Origin of the sequence: Faecalibacterium sp. OF03-6AC (assembly GCF_003478175.1) — a bacterium.
GTDB lineage: Bacteria > Bacillota > Clostridia > Oscillospirales > Ruminococcaceae > Faecalibacterium > Faecalibacterium taiwanense.
This window is the reverse complement of the sequence record NZ_QUEN01000005.1, coordinates 1-15,605: the sequence shown is the minus strand read 5'-3', so window position 1 is coordinate 15,605 and position 15,605 is coordinate 1. Positions and strand designations below refer to the sequence as shown.

Here is a 15,605-nt window from a genome sequence, read left to right as displayed (position 1 = left end):
CTTGTAGCATCCTTGCCCTCTCCGTCACGCCTTTCGGCGTGCCGCCTCGCTCCCCTTTCTGTCGCTTACGCGACATCTTCCCCCGGCCGGGGGAAGTCTATCAAAGTGAGAGGTTTTGCCAAAGGCCCCATCTCCGAGGGGGCTGTCGAGCGAAAGCGAGACTGGGGGAGTGGGCTTCTCATTTTCTTTATCTTACCCCGGGCCGCGCTGCAAAACAAGAGACAAAACCGGCACTTTTTTGCCACAAAACCGGCAGAACGCAGCCAAAGCATAAAAATATCGGCGGCAGGCGGCGGATGTAATTGCAAATTCCGGCCCATACTGTTATACTGGAACCGCTACTTTGAATCGGAAAATGGAGGAACCCCATGTATCGCAATGGAATCAAGCGCCTGCTGGCGGTGGTGCTGTCGCTGTGCGGCATGATCTGCCTGTCCTGGCTTTTTCTCATTCTGGCCGTCGCCATCAAGCTGGACTCGCCCGGCCCGGTGTTCTTCAAACAGAAGCGTGTGGGCATTGGCAAAAAGCACTTTTACATTTTAAAGTTCCGCACCATGCGCATCGACACGCCCCACGATATGCCCACCCATCTGCTGCACGACCCGGACCAGTATATCACCCGCATGGGTCATTTCCTGCGCAAGACCAGTCTGGACGAGCTGCCCCAGCTGTGGAACATCTTTGTAGGTGATATGGCGGTCATCGGCCCGCGGCCTGCTTTGTGGAACCAGTATGATCTGCTGGCAGAGCGCGACAAGTACCATGCAAACGATGTGCGCCCGGGACTGACCGGCTGGGCACAGATCCACGGCCGCGACGAGCTGGAAATTGCCGAGAAGGCCAAGCTGGACGGCTGGTATGTGGAGCATCTGAGCTTTGGACTGGATGTGAAATGCTTCTTTGGCACCATTGCCGCGGTGCTCAGGCACGACGGCGTGGTGGAGGGCGGCACCGGCACTCTGCACGAAGAGGAAAAGCGGGATCATTAAAAATGGCTCCGCTTTGCTCTGCCATTCTTAGCGGAAAAATATTTTTTATTTGCAGTTCTGAAAAATCTACGGATCTTTCAGAACTGCTTTTTCACAGAAGGGGTCGTGAACAGAAACTGCATTTTGCCTCGCGAACTCGAAATCGCCATATCTCTTGATTTATCCCCGGAAAAGCGTATAATAAAACAGTACACAAGACGTCAAAGGAGGATTCCTGTATTATGGAACGCACCTATATCAACGAGGCTCAAAAGGCCATCGGCGGCACGGTCAAGGTGCAGGGCTTTATCGAGAACCTGCGCAACAGCAAGTATATGGCCTTTATCGTGCTGAAGGATATTACCGGCAAGCTGCAGATCACGGTGGAAAAGGAAGATCACCCCGATCTGGTGGATACCATCGATCAGCTCACCCCGGATTCCGTCATCACCGTCACCGGCAAGGTGGTGGAGAACGACTACGTCAAGATGGGCGGCGTGGAGATGATCCCCGAAAGCATCGAGATCGAGAGCATCGCCAACGCTCTGCCCATCGTCCGCAAGGAGATCGCAGCCACCAAGAAAAAGAAGGCTGTGGAGCGCTCCAGCATCGACCAGCGCATTGATTACCGCTGGATCGACCTGCGCACCGACGAGAACCAGCTCATGTTCAAGGCACAGAGCTGCTTTGTGAACGCCATGCGCAAGTTCCTGCTGGACCGTAACTTCATCGAGATCCACACCCCAAAGCTGATCGCTGCTGCCAGCGAGAGCGGCTCTGAGGTGTTCAAGGTGGACTACTTTGACCGCAACGCCTATCTGGCACAGAGCCCTCAGTTCTACAAGCAGATGGCCATGGCTGCAGGCTTTGAGCGCATCTTCGAGACCGGCCCTGTGTTCCGCGCCGAGAAGAGCTACACCAACAAGCACTCCACCGAGTTCTCCGGCTTCGATCTGGAGTTCAGCTACATCACTTCCTATAAAGACGTGATGAAGATGGAAGAGGAGCTGCTGACTGCCGGTCTGCAGGCTGTTAAAGATAGCTACGGCGACCAGATCAAGGAGATGTTCGGGCAGGAAGTGATCGTTCCCACCACTCCGTTCCCGGTGGTCAAGCTGGCTGACCTGTACAAGGGTCTGGAAGAAGAGTTCGGCTACACCGTCGATGAGAGCGAGAAGGGCGACCTGACCACTGAGGCCGAGCGCCTGAGCTATGAGTGGGTGAAGAAGCACTACGGTCACGAGTTCCTCTTCATCACCGATTACGCTGCCGAGAAGCGTGCCTTCTACCACATGCGCGACGAGAACGGTGTGCCCCAGGGCTACGACCTGATCTGGCGTGGTGTTGAGATCACCACCGGTGCCCAGCGCGAGCACCGCTACGAGGTGCTGAAGAAGCAGGCCGAGGAAAAGGGTCTGGCCGATGATGTCAAGTTCTATCTGGAGTTCTTCCAGTACGGCTGCCCGCCCCACGGCGGTTTCGGTCTGGGCATCGACCGCCTGACCATGCTGCTGTGCGGCCTGACCATCAAGGATGCCGAGTTCCTGTTCCGCGGCCCCAACCGTCTGACCCCGTAATTGTAAAAATGTTTGTAAAGGCTCCTGTGCTGCTGGCATGGGAGCCTTTTGTCATATCCGGCCTTTTCCCAACATACGATTACAACAAGCGGACCGGAATCCTGTCCGGTGCACAGCGCAAACGGGAAGGGGAGAGCAATTTGGCAAATCAGGAACAGAAGAGCATCTGCCGCGAGATCGGCGCACGCACCGGCGGAGATATCTACATTGGGGTGGTTGGCCCGGTGCGCAGCGGCAAATCCACCTTTATCAAGCGTTTCATGGAACAGCTGGTGCTGCCCGCCATCGGCCCGGCGGCTGCGCGGGAGCGTGCCCGGGACGAGCTGCCCCAGTCGGCAGCGGGCCGCACCATCATGACCACGGAACCAAAATTCATCCCGGAAGCAGCCGTGCCCCTGCAGTTGGAGGGCGGCGGCGAGTGCCGGGTGCGGCTCATCGACTGCGTGGGTTACATGGTGGAGGGGGCTATGGGCCACGAGGAGAACGACAAGCCCCGCATGGTCAAAAGCCCGTGGTTCGACCACGAGGTGCCCTTCGACCTTGCCGCCGAGACCGGCACCCGCAAGGTGATCTGCGAACATTCCACCATCGGCATCGTGGTCACCACCGACGGCTCTGTGAGCGACATCCCGCGGGAGGGCTATGCCAGAACCGAGAAGCGCATCGTGGAAGAACTGGATGCGCTGGGCAAGCCCTACATCATCCTGCTCAACAGCACCCACCCGGATGCGCCGGAGACGAAGCAGCTGGCCGAGGGCATGGCCCGGGACTACGACCACACCGTGCTGCCGGTGAGCTGCGTGGATCTGGACGCGGAGGCACTCGGCAGCATCCTGCGGCAGGTGTTGTACGAGTTCCCGGTGCAGGAGCTGGATTTTGCCCTGCCGCGCTGGGTCACGATGCTGGAAAACGGCCACTGGCTGCAAACGCAGGTGTACGATGCGGCCATGCAGCTGGCGGCAAAGGTCTCCCGCATGAAGGATGTACCCTCCGGAACAGACGCACCTGCGCTGGAATGTGACGCAGTGCAGCGCTCGGCCATCAGCGGCATCGACCTTGCAAACGGCAGTGTGCGCATCACGGTGGAGCTGAAGCCGGAAATTTTCTATCAGGTGCTGAGCGAGCAGACCGGCCTTGCCATTGGCGACGAAGCGGGCCTGATGCCCTGCATCATGGAGCTGGCAAAGGCCAAACGGGAGTACGAGAAGGTACGCAGCGCCCTTGAGCAGGTGGAAGCCACCGGCTATGGCATCGTGATGCCCACGGTCAGCGAGCTGAAACTGGAACAGCCCCAGATCGTGCGGCAGGGCACGAACTACGGCGTGCGGCTGGAAGCCTGCGCGCCCTCCATCCAGATGATGAAGGCCACCATCCACACCGAGATCAGCCCCATCGTGGGCACCGAAAAGCAGAGCGAGGACCTTGCCCGCAGCCTGCTGGCCGGCTTTGAGGACGACCCGGAAAAGCTGTGGGAATCCAACATCTTTGGCAAGAGCCTGCACGAGCTGGTGAACGAAGGGCTGCAGAACAAGCTGCTGCACATGCCGCAGGAGGCCCGCACCCGCCTGCAGGAAACGCTGGAACGGGTCATCAATGAGGGCTGCACCGGGCTGATCTGCATTCTGATCTGACCGCTACAAAACAGAAGAGGGAAGCGCCGCGCGGGTGCCTCCCTCTTTATTTGTTCACTTCTCTTCTTCGGTCAGCTTATTGATGAGCATTTGGTAGATCTCGTTGCCCTTGAGGATGAACTGCTTTTTTACCAGCTCGGCGGTCAGCCGGTCCGGTGTGCCGAGGTCCAGACAGAACAGCTCACTGTCCAGCCCTTTCACCGTGCAGCGGATGGTGCAGTGGCCGTCCTCTTTTTCGGTAATGCTGGCACTGTACTTGGCTTCCTTGCGGGCCCATGTCTGGCAGCGCAGCACAGCGGCCACAGCACGTTCCCGCACACTGCGGGGCAGGTCGTAGGCAAGCTCCTGCGCCACTTTGCGGCCCTTCTCGGTGATGGTGTAGCTGCCCTTTGTCAGGGTGACGAGCTGCTGCCTGGTGATATCGTCCAGACACGAGCCGATCTCGAAATAGTTCACCAGCGCTTCTTCCATCAGGGCGTTTTCGATCTCCTGCCGGGTAATGGGTCCGGCATTTTTGACCAGATAGCACAGCAGCAGCCGGATCTCGGTGCTGCTGGTCAACCCGCCGGGACGTACACCGGCAGTAAAAGCATCATTGGCGGCCATCGTTCCATACATCCCCCTTGCATTCCTTTTCTTTTATAGTATAAAGGCTTTCACGCCGGATTGCAAGCCGCAGCGGCAAAATCTGTCTCAATGCGCTTGGGGCTTTCCGGCGTGGAGTACACCCAGTGGTCCAGATGGCCCTCGGTAATGAAATACTTCAGCTCGAACCGGTGGCGCTGGCTCAGGGCGTGGTTCACGATCACCAGCTTGATCTTCATTTTCTCCGGCAGGATGTTCTTGATGTAGACGCTCACCGCCTGCCCGGGCACAAGGTCGGTGCAGCTCTCGGCAAGGCCCGCGAGGTTGGGCGCGATCTCGATAAAGGTGCCGTATTCCTCCACGCTGCGCACGATGCCCACCACGGTCTCACCCACGGTGAACCCGGCTGCATTTTCCTCCCATGTGCCCAGCAGTTCCCGGATGGTCAGCACAAAGCGGCCCTGTGCATCCCGGTTCTTGACGGCGCACAAAATCTGCTGGCCCACGCTCACCCGGTCGGCGGGGGAGGAGATGCGGCTCACCGACATGCAGTCGATGGGCAGCAGGGCACTGATGCCGCAGCCCACATCACAGAACGCGCCAAACGGCTCGATATGGGTCACGGTGCAGGGCAGGATATCGCCGGGCTGCAGGGTGTCCAGATAGTCGGCCTTGCACATCTGCTGCGCCAGCGCGCGGGAGAGCCGGTAGAAGGGCTGACCGTTCTCGTCGGTGTCCAGCGCCTCGATCACAAAGCAGGTGGGGCGGCCCACCCTCGTCAGCACCGCAATGTCCCGCACGGTGCCGTTTGCGGCACCATCGGCGCACTGGGCAAAGGGCATCACGGCCCTCACCCCGCCGATCTCGAACCGCAGCTGGCGCTGGGTATCAAAGGCCAGAGCAGTGGCCTGCAGGATCTCGCGGTTTGCCATGGCGGCGCGCAGTTCAGCGGGGGACAGGCGCGCAGCAGAACGGTAGTTGCCTTCGGTACGGTAAGCTTGCATCATCTTTCATTCCTCTTTCTGTTGTTTTTGGGAGCTGGACAGGTGCCGTCTGGGAAAGCCAGCTCCATTTCATTAAAACTTATGCATCCGCATGGGCGGATATTTGCATTTTGTGCGGCTTTGCATTATACTATATCTGTATGCGCAGCAAACCGGCACGCCGGGCTTTGCGCACACACCGCCTGCTGTTTTGGGCAGGCAGAAGGGAGAAGCAGAGCTATGGACATTGCTGTAGGCGATACCATCCTCACCCGCAAAAAGCACCCCTGCGGAGCGTCCAGCTTCGAGGTACTGCGCGTCGGCATGGATTTTAAGATCCGGTGTACCGGCTGTGGGCGCGAGGTGATGCTGCCGCGTGCTAAAATTGAAAAGAACATCAAAAAGGTGGTAAAACCCGGGCAGGCCTAGCGCCCGGCGCAGCACGCATCCGGGACGGAAAGGCCCCGGAGCCGTTCGGCTGCACGAACATGAATCTGAGTTTGTAAGGAGAACTGCCGGAATTATGCCGAACATGTTTACCCAGATGGATGCTGTCTGCCACCGCTTTGAAGAGCTTTCCATCCGCCTGAACCAGCCGGATACCGCCGCAGACCCTGCGCTTTTCCGCAGGCTGATGCGGGAGTACCACGATGCAGAACCTGTGGTGCAGGCCTACCGCGCGTGGCAGACCGCACAGGATCATCTGGCACAGGCCAAAGCTCTGCTGGAAGAACCGGGCGCACTTGACCCGGACTTCAAGCAGATGATACAGCAGGAAATCAGCGAAAAAAGTCAAGATGTGGCAAAGCTGGAAAATAATCTCAAAATTCTGCTGCTGCCCAAGGATGTGAACGATGGCAAAAATGTCATTGTGGAGATCCGCGGCGGCGCAGGAGGGGAGGAAGCTGCCCTGTTTGCCCACAGCCTGCTGCGCATGTACACCATGTATGTGCAAAGCAGGGGCTGGCAGCTGGAAATGCTCAACCTCAACGAGACGGAGCTTGGCGGCGTGAAGGAGGCCATCTTTTCGGTGGACGGTGCCGGTGCCTACAACCGCCTCAAATACGAGAGTGGTGTGCACCGTGTGCAGCGTGTGCCCGAGACCGAGACGCAGGGCCGCATCCACACCTCCACGGCCACGGTAGCTGTGATGCCGCAGGCCGAAGAGGTGGACTTTGCGCTGGACATGAAGGACCTGCGCATCGACACCTTCCGCTCCTCCGGCGCGGGCGGTCAGCACATCAACAAAACCTCCAGCGCCATCCGTGTGACACATCTCCCCACCGGCATGGTGGTAGAATGCCAGAACGAGCGCAGCCAGTTCCAGAACAAGGACAAGGCGCTGGAGATCCTGCGCAGCCGCCTGCTGGCCCAGAAGCAGAAACAGCAGCAGGATGCCATCAACGCCAGCCGTCAGGGGCAGGTGGGCACCGGCGACCGCAGCGAAAAGATCCGCACCTACAACTTCCCGCAGGACCGCTGCACCGACCACCGCATCGGCCTGACCGTGCACAATCTTTCCAAGATCATGGACGGCAATCTGGACGAGGTGATCGACGCACTGGCCACCCGCGAACAGGCCGAAAAGCTGCAAAAGCTCAACGAGCAGGGCTGAAATGTGGTTTTGAAAATAAAACGATATCCTGTCGATAAATGCTGAAAAGCACAAATACTTTACAGATAGAAAGAACGATGATCCGTATGGAAATGAAAACTGAAATTTTGCCCGCATCGGACGAAAAGAGCATTGAAAAAGCCGCTGCCCTGCTGCAGAACGGTGAGCTGGTGGCCCTGCCCACCGAGACGGTTTACGGCATTGCTGCCGATGCCCGCAACGGCGAGGCTGTGAAGAAGATCTTTGTGGCCAAGGGCCGCCCGCAGGACAATCCCCTGATCGTCCACGTCACCGGACCGGAAATGCTGCCCGGCCTTGTCAGCGAGGTGCCGGAGCGCGCCCAGCTGCTGATGGCTGCGTTCTGCCCCGGCCCGCTCACCATCATCATGCCCCGCGGCCCGGAGGTGGCAGCGGAGTGCTGTGCCGGTCTGGACACCGTGGGCATCCGGATGCCCAGCCACCCGGTGGCCCGCGCCGTCATTGAAAAGAGCGGCTGCGCCTTTGCTGCCCCCAGCGCCAATCTTTCCGGCAAGCCCAGCCCCACCAACGCGCAGGATGTGTTCACCGATATGGACGGCCGCCTGCCGCTGATTTTGGACGGCGGCGAGTGCGACGTGGGCGTAGAAAGCACTGTGGTGTCGGTGGTGGGCGAAAAGCCCACCCTGTTCCGCCCGGGCCACATCACGCTGGAAGACCTCGAGCGTGCCCTGGGCGAAGAGGTGGAAGTGTCCAAAGCCATCCTCGAAAAGCTGCCGGAGGGTGCTGTGGTGCGCAGCCCCGGCATGAAGTACAAGCACTACGCACCCAAGGCGGATGTGACCTTGCTGGACGGCACCTTTGAGCAGTTCAAAGCCTATGTGGATGCCCACGCCGAGCAGGATCCCAGCTGCCTGTGCTTTACCGGCGAGGCGGAAAAGCTGGGTGTGCCCTGCGTGGAGTATGGACGCGAGGGCGACGGTGCCGATCAGGCAAAGCACATCTTCCGCTGCCTGCGCGCGCTGGATGAGCAGGGCGATGCCGTGGTCTACGCCCGCTGCCCGCAGAAGGACGGCCTTTCCATGGCGGTGTACAACCGCCTGATCCGCGCTGCGGCCTTCCGGGTGATCAAGCTATGATCGCGCTTGGCATCACGGGCCGCAGCGGCTGCGGCAAATCCACGGTCACGGCGGTGTTTTCGGCCCACGGTGTGCCGCTGGCCGATGCCGACCAGATCAGCCGCGAGATTTTACTGCCCGGCTCGCCGCTGCTGCCCCGGCTGGCCCAGCGGTTCGGCACAGACATTTTAAAACAGGACGGCACATTGGACCGCCGCCTGCTGGCTGACCGCGCCTTTGCCACCCCGGAAGGCAAGGCGGCGCTGGACAGCCTGACCCACCCGGAGATCGTGCGCCGCATCCGTGCGGCAAAGCAGGCAGCACAGGATGCCGGTGCACCGCTGTTCGTGCTGGATGGCGCGGTCATCGTGGGGACTGCGGCGCAGGCCGAGTGTGACCGCCTGTGCGTGGTCACGGCACCGTTTGAGACCAGTGTGGCCCGCATCGTGGCCCGGGACGGCATCTCGGCCGGGATGGCCGCCCGCCGCCTGAACGCACAAACGCCGGAAACCGTGCTCACCGCACAGGCAGACTACGTTCTGCGCAACGACGCAGACCTTGCACATCTGCAGGCTGCGGCTGAGGAGCTGTGTGGGAAGCTTCTGGCAGAAGGAGGTGCGGGAAAAGAGCTTTGAACGAACGATATAACGATAAGAATGCAGCGCCGCAGTATGACCCGGAAGCCGCCCGTGTGCGCCGCGCTCTCCGTGCCCAGAAGGCACGCCGCCGCAAAAAAATGCGCAGCCGCAGGCTGTTCCTGCTGGGCATGGCGCTGATCCTGCTGTTTGTGCTGGTGCCCAACTTGTGGGGCAGGGCGGAACGGCTTTTATACCCCCGCAAGTACGAAGTGCTGGTGGACCAGTGGGCGGAGACTTACGGCCTTGACCCGCTTCTGGTGGATGCCTTCATCCGCACCGAAAGCGGCTTTGACCCGCAGGCCACCTCCACTGTGGATGCCCGGGGTCTGATGCAGATGACCGAGGAGACCTTTATCTGGCTGCGCAGCAAGATCGCACCGGACGAAGGACTGCTCTTTGCAAATCTCTACGACCCGGAGACCAGCATCCGGTTCGGATGCTATTACCTGCACCTGTGCATGGAGCGCTACAACGGCGATGTTGCCACTGCCGCTGCCGCTTATCACAGCGGGTGGGGCACGGTAGATGCTCTTTTACAGATGGAAGAGCACTCCGCAGACGGCGAAACGCTGCAGGGCTTTCCCTATAACCAGATGAACCACTACGTAAAAAAGATCACTTCCTGCTATGCGCGGTATCAGCGTATCTATGCAGGAAGCTGAGAGGAGATAAGGAACATGAGCGAGAAACTTACCGCAAAGCAGGCTGCCGAACAGCTGCTTTACAAGCCGGAGTACGCCGCCGACAAGAGCGCCGACGTGAAGGAGAAGGCTGCAGCCTTTGCCGAAGGCTACAAAGCCTTCCTGAACGCTGCCAAGACCGAGCGCGAAGCTGCCGCCGCCAGCGAAAAGCTGCTGCTGGAGGCCGGTTACGAAAAGTTTGAGCCGAAAAAGACCTATGCCCCCGGCCAGAAGATCTACTTTGTGCAGGAGCACAAGGCGGTGGTGGCCGCTACCATCGGCCGGAGATCTTTTGAGGAGGGCTTCCGTCTGGTGATCGCCCACATCGACAGCCCCCGTCTGGACCTGCGCCCGAACCCGCTGTACGAAGCAAACCACCTCAGCTACTTCAAGACCCACTATTACGGCGGCATCCGCAAGTACCAGTGGGGCACCATGCCGCTGGCCATCCACGGCGTGTTCACCCGTGCTGATGGCTCCAGCGTGTCCTTTGCAGTGGGTGAGGACGAGAATGACCCCGTGTTCTGCATCACCGACCTGCTGCCCCATCTGGGTGCCGAGCAGAACGACCGCAAGCTCAGCGAGGGCATCAAGGCCGAAGAGCTGAACGTGCTCATCGGCTCCGACGCTGTGGAGGATGCCGACATCAAGGAAGCCGTCAAGCTGAACACCCTGATGCTGCTGCACGAAAAGTACGGCATCACCGAGCGGGACTTCACCCGCGCTGAGATCGAGGTGGTGCCCGCCCATAAGGCCCGGGACGTGGGCTTTGACCGCTCCATGGTGGGCGGCTACGGTCACGATGACCGGGTGGACGCATACCCCGCCCTGATGGCCGAGATCGAGACGAAAGATCCTGTGCACACCACCGTCTGCGTGCTGACCGATAAGGAAGAGATCGGCTCCGACGGTGTGACCGGCATGCAGAGCATGTATGTGTTCCACTTTATGCAGCTGCTGTGCCGCGCCGCCGGTCAGGACGACATCCTTGCCTTCCAGAACAGCGTGTGTCTCTCTGCCGATGTGACCGCCGCCTACGACCCCTCCTGGGCAAATGCCTTCGAGCCGCAGAACGGTACTTACGCAGGCCGCGGCGTGGCGTTCTTCAAGTACACCGGCAGCCGCGGCAAGAGCTCTGCCAGCGATGCTTCCGCTGAGCTAGTAGGGGATATCACCCGCCTGCTGGATGCCAACGGCGTGGCATGGCAGATCGGTGAGCTGGGCCGTCTGGATCTGGGCGGCGGCGGCACCATTGCCAAGTACGTGGCCAACCGCGGCATCAAGGTGCTGGATATGGGTGTGCCTGTGCTGTCCATGCACTCTCCCTTCGAGGTCATCCATAAGACCGACCTGTACATGGCTTACCGCACCTTCTCGCTGTTCTGCCAGGCTGAGCAGTAAGTTCTGTGCCTGAAAAAATATCCGCAGCGCTTCCCGGTTTGCAAAAACCAGCGGAAATACTGCGGATATTTTATTTTTGGCGCAAAAAGCTTGACCTTCAACCGACTTTCAGGTGTAATGTAGGTGCGGAGGTGAATCAGATGAACATCAAACAGGCCTCAGAACAGAGTGGCGTTTCGGCTCCCAACATCCGTTTTTATGAAAAAGAGGGACTTCTCACCCCGGCGCGCAGGCAGGGCAATGGCTACCGCGATTATACCGCAGGGGATGTCCGCACGCTTAAACTTATCCGTATGCTGCGGATGCTGGATGTGCCGCTGCCCACCATCAAGGCGGTGCTGCGCGGGGAACAGCCCCTGCAGCAGGCGCTGCAAGCCCAGCAGACCGTGCTGGAGCAGCAGGCAGCGCAGCTGGCGGCAGCCATGCAGTTCTGCGCCGACCTTGCCCGGCAGGCTCCGCAGACGGACACGCTGGACGTGGACGCCTGCCTGACCCGCATGGAAAGCCCTGCCCATCAGCAGGGGTTCTTCTCCGGCTGGCTGCAGGATTACTGCACGCTGGCGAAGGTGCAGCATCAAAAGCACTTTTTCTTTATCCCGCAGGGCAGCATCAACACCCCGCAGGAATTTACGGCGGCGTTGCGAGCCTATGCAGAGGAAAAAGGGATGCTTTTCACCCTGACCAAAGAGGGGATGTACCCGGAGTTTTTGCTGGACGGCATCGCGTATAAGGCCTACCGCAACCCGGGCAAGTACCGGGACGAGATCTGCTGCGATGCCGTGCATCCCGAGCAGCTGGACACCGGACTGCCGCTCCGGCGGGAGAAGCTGCTGCGCTTTTTGCGCCTCGCTGTGCCGCCGGTATGTACCTTTGCCGCCATTCTGGCGGCGGGGTGGGTGGTGACCGGCGGCGCAGGCTGGCTCTGGCTGGCGGTGCTGGCCTCTGCCGGAGTGCTGCTGGAACGCTGCCTTGAAAGGTGGCTGTAAGGCGCATTACCCCAGCGGCAAGGCTTCGGCCACCGTCAGAAAGGTGTAGCCGTTGTCGGCATACCACCGGATAATGTCCGGCAGGGCCTCTGCCGTGGTGCGTGTAGTGGAGGAATCGTGCATCAATACGATGCAGTTCGTCTGCTGCCCGGTCTCGTGCACCACATTGCGGTAGATGGTGCCCGCGCTTGGGTGCCCGCCCACGGCATCCTCGGCGCACACGTTCCAGTCCACCCAATGCCAGCCTTTCTGCTCTACTTCGGCTTTCAGCTGCTTCATCAGGCCTTTGCCGCCGTAGCGCCGACTGACGGTGTTGGTGCTGCCGCCCGGAAACCGTAGATACCGGATGCTCTCGGCATCCACATAGGGCGCAATGCGCTCCTTTAAAAGGGCAATGTCCTCCCAATAAGCGTCGCTGCTGCGGTAGATATCGCTGTACTCGTGGGAAGCAGAGTGCAGCGCGATCTGGTGCCCGGCGCTGACCGCTTCGGCGAGCAGGGGCAGATACTTCTCGTTGTAACCGGTAGCCACCACAAAAAATGTGGCGTGCACTCCGGCCGCGTTCAGCGCGCTGAGCACATCCGGTGTGGTCTTGCTGGGGCCGTCGTCAAAGGTCAGGCAGACCCACTTTTCCGGCAGCGGCTGGGCAGCAGGCTCCTGCTGCTCCTGTGCCAGAGCCGAAACGGCAGGGGAGAGCATCGAAGTGTCCGGTGCCGGGGTAAGATCCTGCGCCTGACATCCGGTGACGACCGGCGGCGCAGCAGATACAAACCCCATAATGAGGGCGAACAGCATTACGGCCGCAACTCTGGCCCGCCTGCGCCGTGCGAGATATTCTGCAAGCTTCAAGAGCAAAACCTCCTTTGTCTGTTTGGTTTGCTCTTATCAGAATATGAACGACGGCGGATTCTATGAAAAAAATTACCCCACTCTCTGCCGTTTATCCAGCCGCATCTTATCGGCTATCATCGCAATGAACTCCGAGTTGGTGGGTTTTCCGCGCAGGTTATGGATGGTATAACCGAAGTAGCTGTTGAGGGTATCCACATCGCCCCGGTCCCATGCCACCTCGATGGCGTGGCGGATGGCGCGCTCCACCCGGCTGGCGGTGGTGCCGTTTTTCTTGGCGATTTCCGGGTACAGGCGCTTGGTCACAGCGTTGATGTACTCCGGCTCGTTCATGGTGAGCAGGATGGCATCCCGCAGGAACTGGTAGCCCTTGATATGGGCAGGGACGCCGATCTGATGCAGGATCTCGGTAACGGTCAGCTCATCGCTGTCCACGCTGGTGTGCAGGATGTGCTTTTCCGGGCCAAGTGCCGCCTTGAGCACCCGTGCGGCAAGCACGGTCTCATCAAAGGGCTTTACAAAGTAGTAGGCAAAGCCTTCGTCCAGCAGCTCCTGAACCATCTCTTCACTCTGGAAGGCACCGGTCACGAAAAAGGAGGTGTGCCGCTCACCGGCGGCATTGTAGCGCTGCTTTACCGCAAGGGCATCCAGACCGGGCATAAAAGCATCCAGCAGGACCACCTGCGGGCGCACGGTGAGCATTTTCTGCAGGACCTTGTTGCCGTCCTTTTCCACAACGGTCACGTCCACGCCCTTCTGCTCCAGCGCTTCGCGGCAGGCGGCAGTGAACGGGGCACCAGTATCCGACATCAAAAATCTAACTTTGTCCATGGTTGTTTCCTCCAATGTGTGCAGTTCCCTTAACACCATGGATTTTACCATAATTTTCCAGAACTTTCAACGGTTTATTTTGGTAAATTTTGGCAAAGAAAATCGAAACCCGCAAATTATTTTGCGTTTTGGGTCTGCGTATGCGCTGTATCGTCTGTTTTTTCAACAGCGCGGGCCTGCTTGAGCATGGTCTGAGCAAAAATGCCGTAGCCCCGCGTGGGGTCGTTTACCAGCACATGGGTCACTGCACCCACCAGTCTGCCGTTCTGCAGGATGGGACTGCCGCTCATGCCCTGCACGATGCCGCCGGTTTTGGCAAGCAGCTGCCGGTCGGTCACGCGCAGGATCATGTTGCGGTGGGGGTCTGCGTCGTTTACCTTTTCAATGCGGATGCGGTATGCCTTGGGCACCTCGCCGTCCACGGTCGTCCAGATCTCGGCATCGCCCGGCACAACCTCCTGCGCAAAAGCCATCTCCAGCTCCGGGCCGGAAAATGCAGCCCGTGTTCTGCCATAGACCCCTGTCTTGCTGTTGATGCAGATGCTGCCAAGCGCATGGGTGCTCAAAAAGCGGCCCTTCAGCTCACCGGGGCTGCCCACGGTGCCGCTGGTACACCCCACGATCTGGCAGGGGACGATCTCGCCGCTGCGCAGGGCCACGCTCTCACCGGTGTCGCTGTCGCTGATGGGGTGGCCAAGCCCGGCAAACACCCCGGCGGCATTGTCCACAAAGGTCATGGTGCCTACCCCGGCGGAAGAATCCCGCACCCACATCCCAGCGCGCCACTGCCCGGCGGTGCTGTCCCACACGGGGGTCAGCCGGGTCTGGAATTGCTCACCATTGCGGATGTAGACCACCTGCACCGGTGCGCCTGCGGCCGTTTCCAGAGCATCGTGCACGGCGTCGTTCGTCTCGGTCAGAGCGTCATCCATGCGCACCACCCGGTCGCCCAGCCGCAGCCCGGCCTTCTTGGCGGGGTTTGCGGTGCCGTCCGGGGTGTTCAGGTCGGAAAAGCCCACAATGAGCGCGCCCTCGGAGAACATCTTAACGCCGAAAGGCGTACCGCACACGGTTACCACCGGACGTGTTTCCACCAGAGCGCGCACAGTCTTGACGGGCAGCCACCCGCCAATGGACAAAGTGGCCTGATAGCTGCCCGCAGCCTGCGTGCTGGCCGCGTTGCGGGAGCCAGCGGTGCGCAGCGGCTGCACATAGGCAAAACGGGGCAGGGTAAGGGTCTGGCCGGGTTCCAGCAAAATTTCAGCAGGCAGACTGTGCCACAGCCAGCCCAGCACCGCCAGCGCGGCCACCAGAAGATAAGCTGCCGCAATGCTGCCAGCGCGGCGTAGTTTTGATCTGCGCATCGGCAAAAGCCCCTTTCCGCCATGGAAAATGATACGATCGTCCGGCGATAGTATGCGCTGTGAAGGGCGGAAATATCAATGCAGTGATTGACTTTTGCCGCCGGAACTGATACTATATTAAGGCGGTTTGGCCGCAGCTGCAGAATAGAAGAATACGCGGGTATGGTGGAATTGGCAGACGCGCAGGATTTAGGTTCCTGTGCCGCAAGGCGTGTGGGTTCGACCCCCACTACCCGCATAAGAGAAAAAACGCGATGAGTTCTCAGAATTCATCGCGCTTTCTTTTATATAATAAATAGTGTTGTTCGAGGTATGCTCCCTCGCACAAAAAGAAAAACCAGCACACGATGTGTACTGGTTTTTGGTGCAGGAATGCAACCCAAATCCGAACCATTTCCCTTTG

15 protein-coding genes and 1 tRNA gene are annotated in these 15,605 nt (G+C 59.7%); 11 read left to right on the top strand and 5 right to left on the bottom strand.

Features of this window, described 5'->3' with window-relative positions:
- The first annotated feature begins 368 nt into the window (after positions 1–368).
- The 3 genes from DXA66_RS07035 to spoIVA all read left to right on the top strand — a co-directional run bounded on the left by DXA66_RS07035 (position 369) and on the right by spoIVA (position 4,176).
- A complete protein-coding gene (locus DXA66_RS07035) occupies positions 369–989 on the top strand; it encodes a sugar transferase (protein WP_118527812.1) in 621 nt (206 codons plus the stop codon).
- A 221-nt stretch (positions 990–1,210) separates the two neighbouring features.
- A complete protein-coding gene (gene aspS / locus DXA66_RS07030) occupies positions 1,211–2,545 on the top strand; it encodes an aspartate--tRNA(Asn) ligase (protein WP_118527810.1) in 1,335 nt (444 codons plus the stop codon).
- A gap of 140 nt (positions 2,546–2,685) precedes the next feature.
- Positions 2,686–4,176 carry a stage IV sporulation protein A gene (gene spoIVA, locus DXA66_RS07025; RefSeq protein WP_044953602.1) on the top strand — a complete coding sequence of 497 codons (1,491 nt, stop codon included), beginning with the start codon at positions 2,686–2,688 and terminating at the stop codon, positions 4,174–4,176.
- Positions 4,177–4,230: 54 nt separating this feature from the next.
- Here the strand turns inward: spoIVA and DXA66_RS07020 are convergent, their stop codons facing one another.
- Together DXA66_RS07020 and DXA66_RS07015 are read right to left on the bottom strand one after the other, a co-directional pair.
- Positions 4,231–4,782 carry a DUF4364 family protein gene (locus DXA66_RS07020; protein WP_118527808.1) on the bottom strand — a complete coding sequence of 184 codons (552 nt, stop codon included), beginning with the start codon at positions 4,780–4,782 and terminating at the stop codon, positions 4,231–4,233.
- A 50-nt stretch (positions 4,783–4,832) separates the two neighbouring features.
- Positions 4,833–5,768, bottom strand: coding sequence for a S1 RNA-binding domain-containing protein (locus DXA66_RS07015; RefSeq protein ID WP_118527806.1), 936 nt, complete (start codon positions 5,766–5,768; stop codon positions 4,833–4,835).
- Between the two features lie 216 nt (positions 5,769–5,984).
- Here DXA66_RS07015 and DXA66_RS07010 point away from each other — a divergent pair, with 216 nt between their 5' ends.
- From DXA66_RS07010 to DXA66_RS06980, 7 genes are all read left to right on the top strand, one after another.
- Positions 5,985–6,173, top strand: coding sequence for a DUF951 domain-containing protein (locus tag DXA66_RS07010; RefSeq protein ID WP_005941184.1), 189 nt, complete (start codon positions 5,985–5,987; stop codon positions 6,171–6,173).
- 94 nt (positions 6,174–6,267) lie between these two features.
- Positions 6,268–7,359, top strand: a complete 1,092-nt coding sequence (gene prfA, locus DXA66_RS07005; protein ID WP_118527804.1) for a peptide chain release factor 1 — start codon at positions 6,268–6,270, stop codon at positions 7,357–7,359.
- Positions 7,360–7,445: 86 nt separating this feature from the next.
- A complete protein-coding gene (locus DXA66_RS07000; protein WP_118528065.1) occupies positions 7,446–8,474 on the top strand; it encodes an L-threonylcarbamoyladenylate synthase in 1,029 nt (342 codons plus the stop codon).
- A complete protein-coding gene (gene coaE / locus DXA66_RS06995) occupies positions 8,471–9,088 on the top strand; it encodes a dephospho-CoA kinase (protein WP_118527802.1) in 618 nt (205 codons plus the stop codon). Before DXA66_RS07000 ends, coaE begins: the two co-directional genes overlap by 4 nt.
- On the top strand, positions 9,085–9,753 hold the full coding sequence (locus tag DXA66_RS06990; RefSeq protein ID WP_118527800.1) for a lytic transglycosylase domain-containing protein: 669 nt from the start codon (positions 9,085–9,087) through the stop codon (positions 9,751–9,753). Before coaE ends, DXA66_RS06990 begins: the two co-directional genes overlap by 4 nt.
- A gap of 15 nt (positions 9,754–9,768) precedes the next feature.
- Complete coding sequence (locus tag DXA66_RS06985) at positions 9,769–11,172, top strand: aminopeptidase (protein WP_118527798.1); 1,404 nt, start codon at positions 9,769–9,771, stop codon at positions 11,170–11,172.
- Between the two features lie 140 nt (positions 11,173–11,312).
- Positions 11,313–12,158 carry a MerR family transcriptional regulator gene (locus DXA66_RS06980; protein WP_118527796.1) on the top strand — a complete coding sequence of 282 codons (846 nt, stop codon included), beginning with the start codon at positions 11,313–11,315 and terminating at the stop codon, positions 12,156–12,158.
- A gap of 6 nt (positions 12,159–12,164) precedes the next feature.
- Here DXA66_RS06980 and DXA66_RS06975 read toward each other — a convergent pair whose 3' ends face one another.
- From DXA66_RS06975 to spoIVB, 3 genes are all read right to left on the bottom strand, one after another.
- The gene (locus tag DXA66_RS06975) at positions 12,165–13,007 is read right to left on the bottom strand and encodes a polysaccharide deacetylase family protein (RefSeq protein WP_242959331.1); all 843 of its coding nucleotides are present in this window, start codon (positions 13,005–13,007) and stop codon (positions 12,165–12,167) included.
- A gap of 72 nt (positions 13,008–13,079) precedes the next feature.
- A complete protein-coding gene (spo0A, locus tag DXA66_RS06970; RefSeq protein WP_044953592.1) occupies positions 13,080–13,838 on the bottom strand; it encodes a sporulation transcription factor Spo0A in 759 nt (252 codons plus the stop codon).
- A 116-nt stretch (positions 13,839–13,954) separates the two neighbouring features.
- Positions 13,955–15,202, bottom strand: a complete 1,248-nt coding sequence (gene spoIVB / locus DXA66_RS06965; protein ID WP_118527794.1) for a SpoIVB peptidase — start codon at positions 15,200–15,202, stop codon at positions 13,955–13,957.
- 156 nt (positions 15,203–15,358) lie between these two features.
- Between spoIVB and DXA66_RS06960 the strand changes: the two genes are divergently transcribed.
- Positions 15,359–15,440 (top strand) — tRNA-Leu (locus tag DXA66_RS06960).
- Positions 15,441–15,605: the final 165 nt, after the last annotated feature.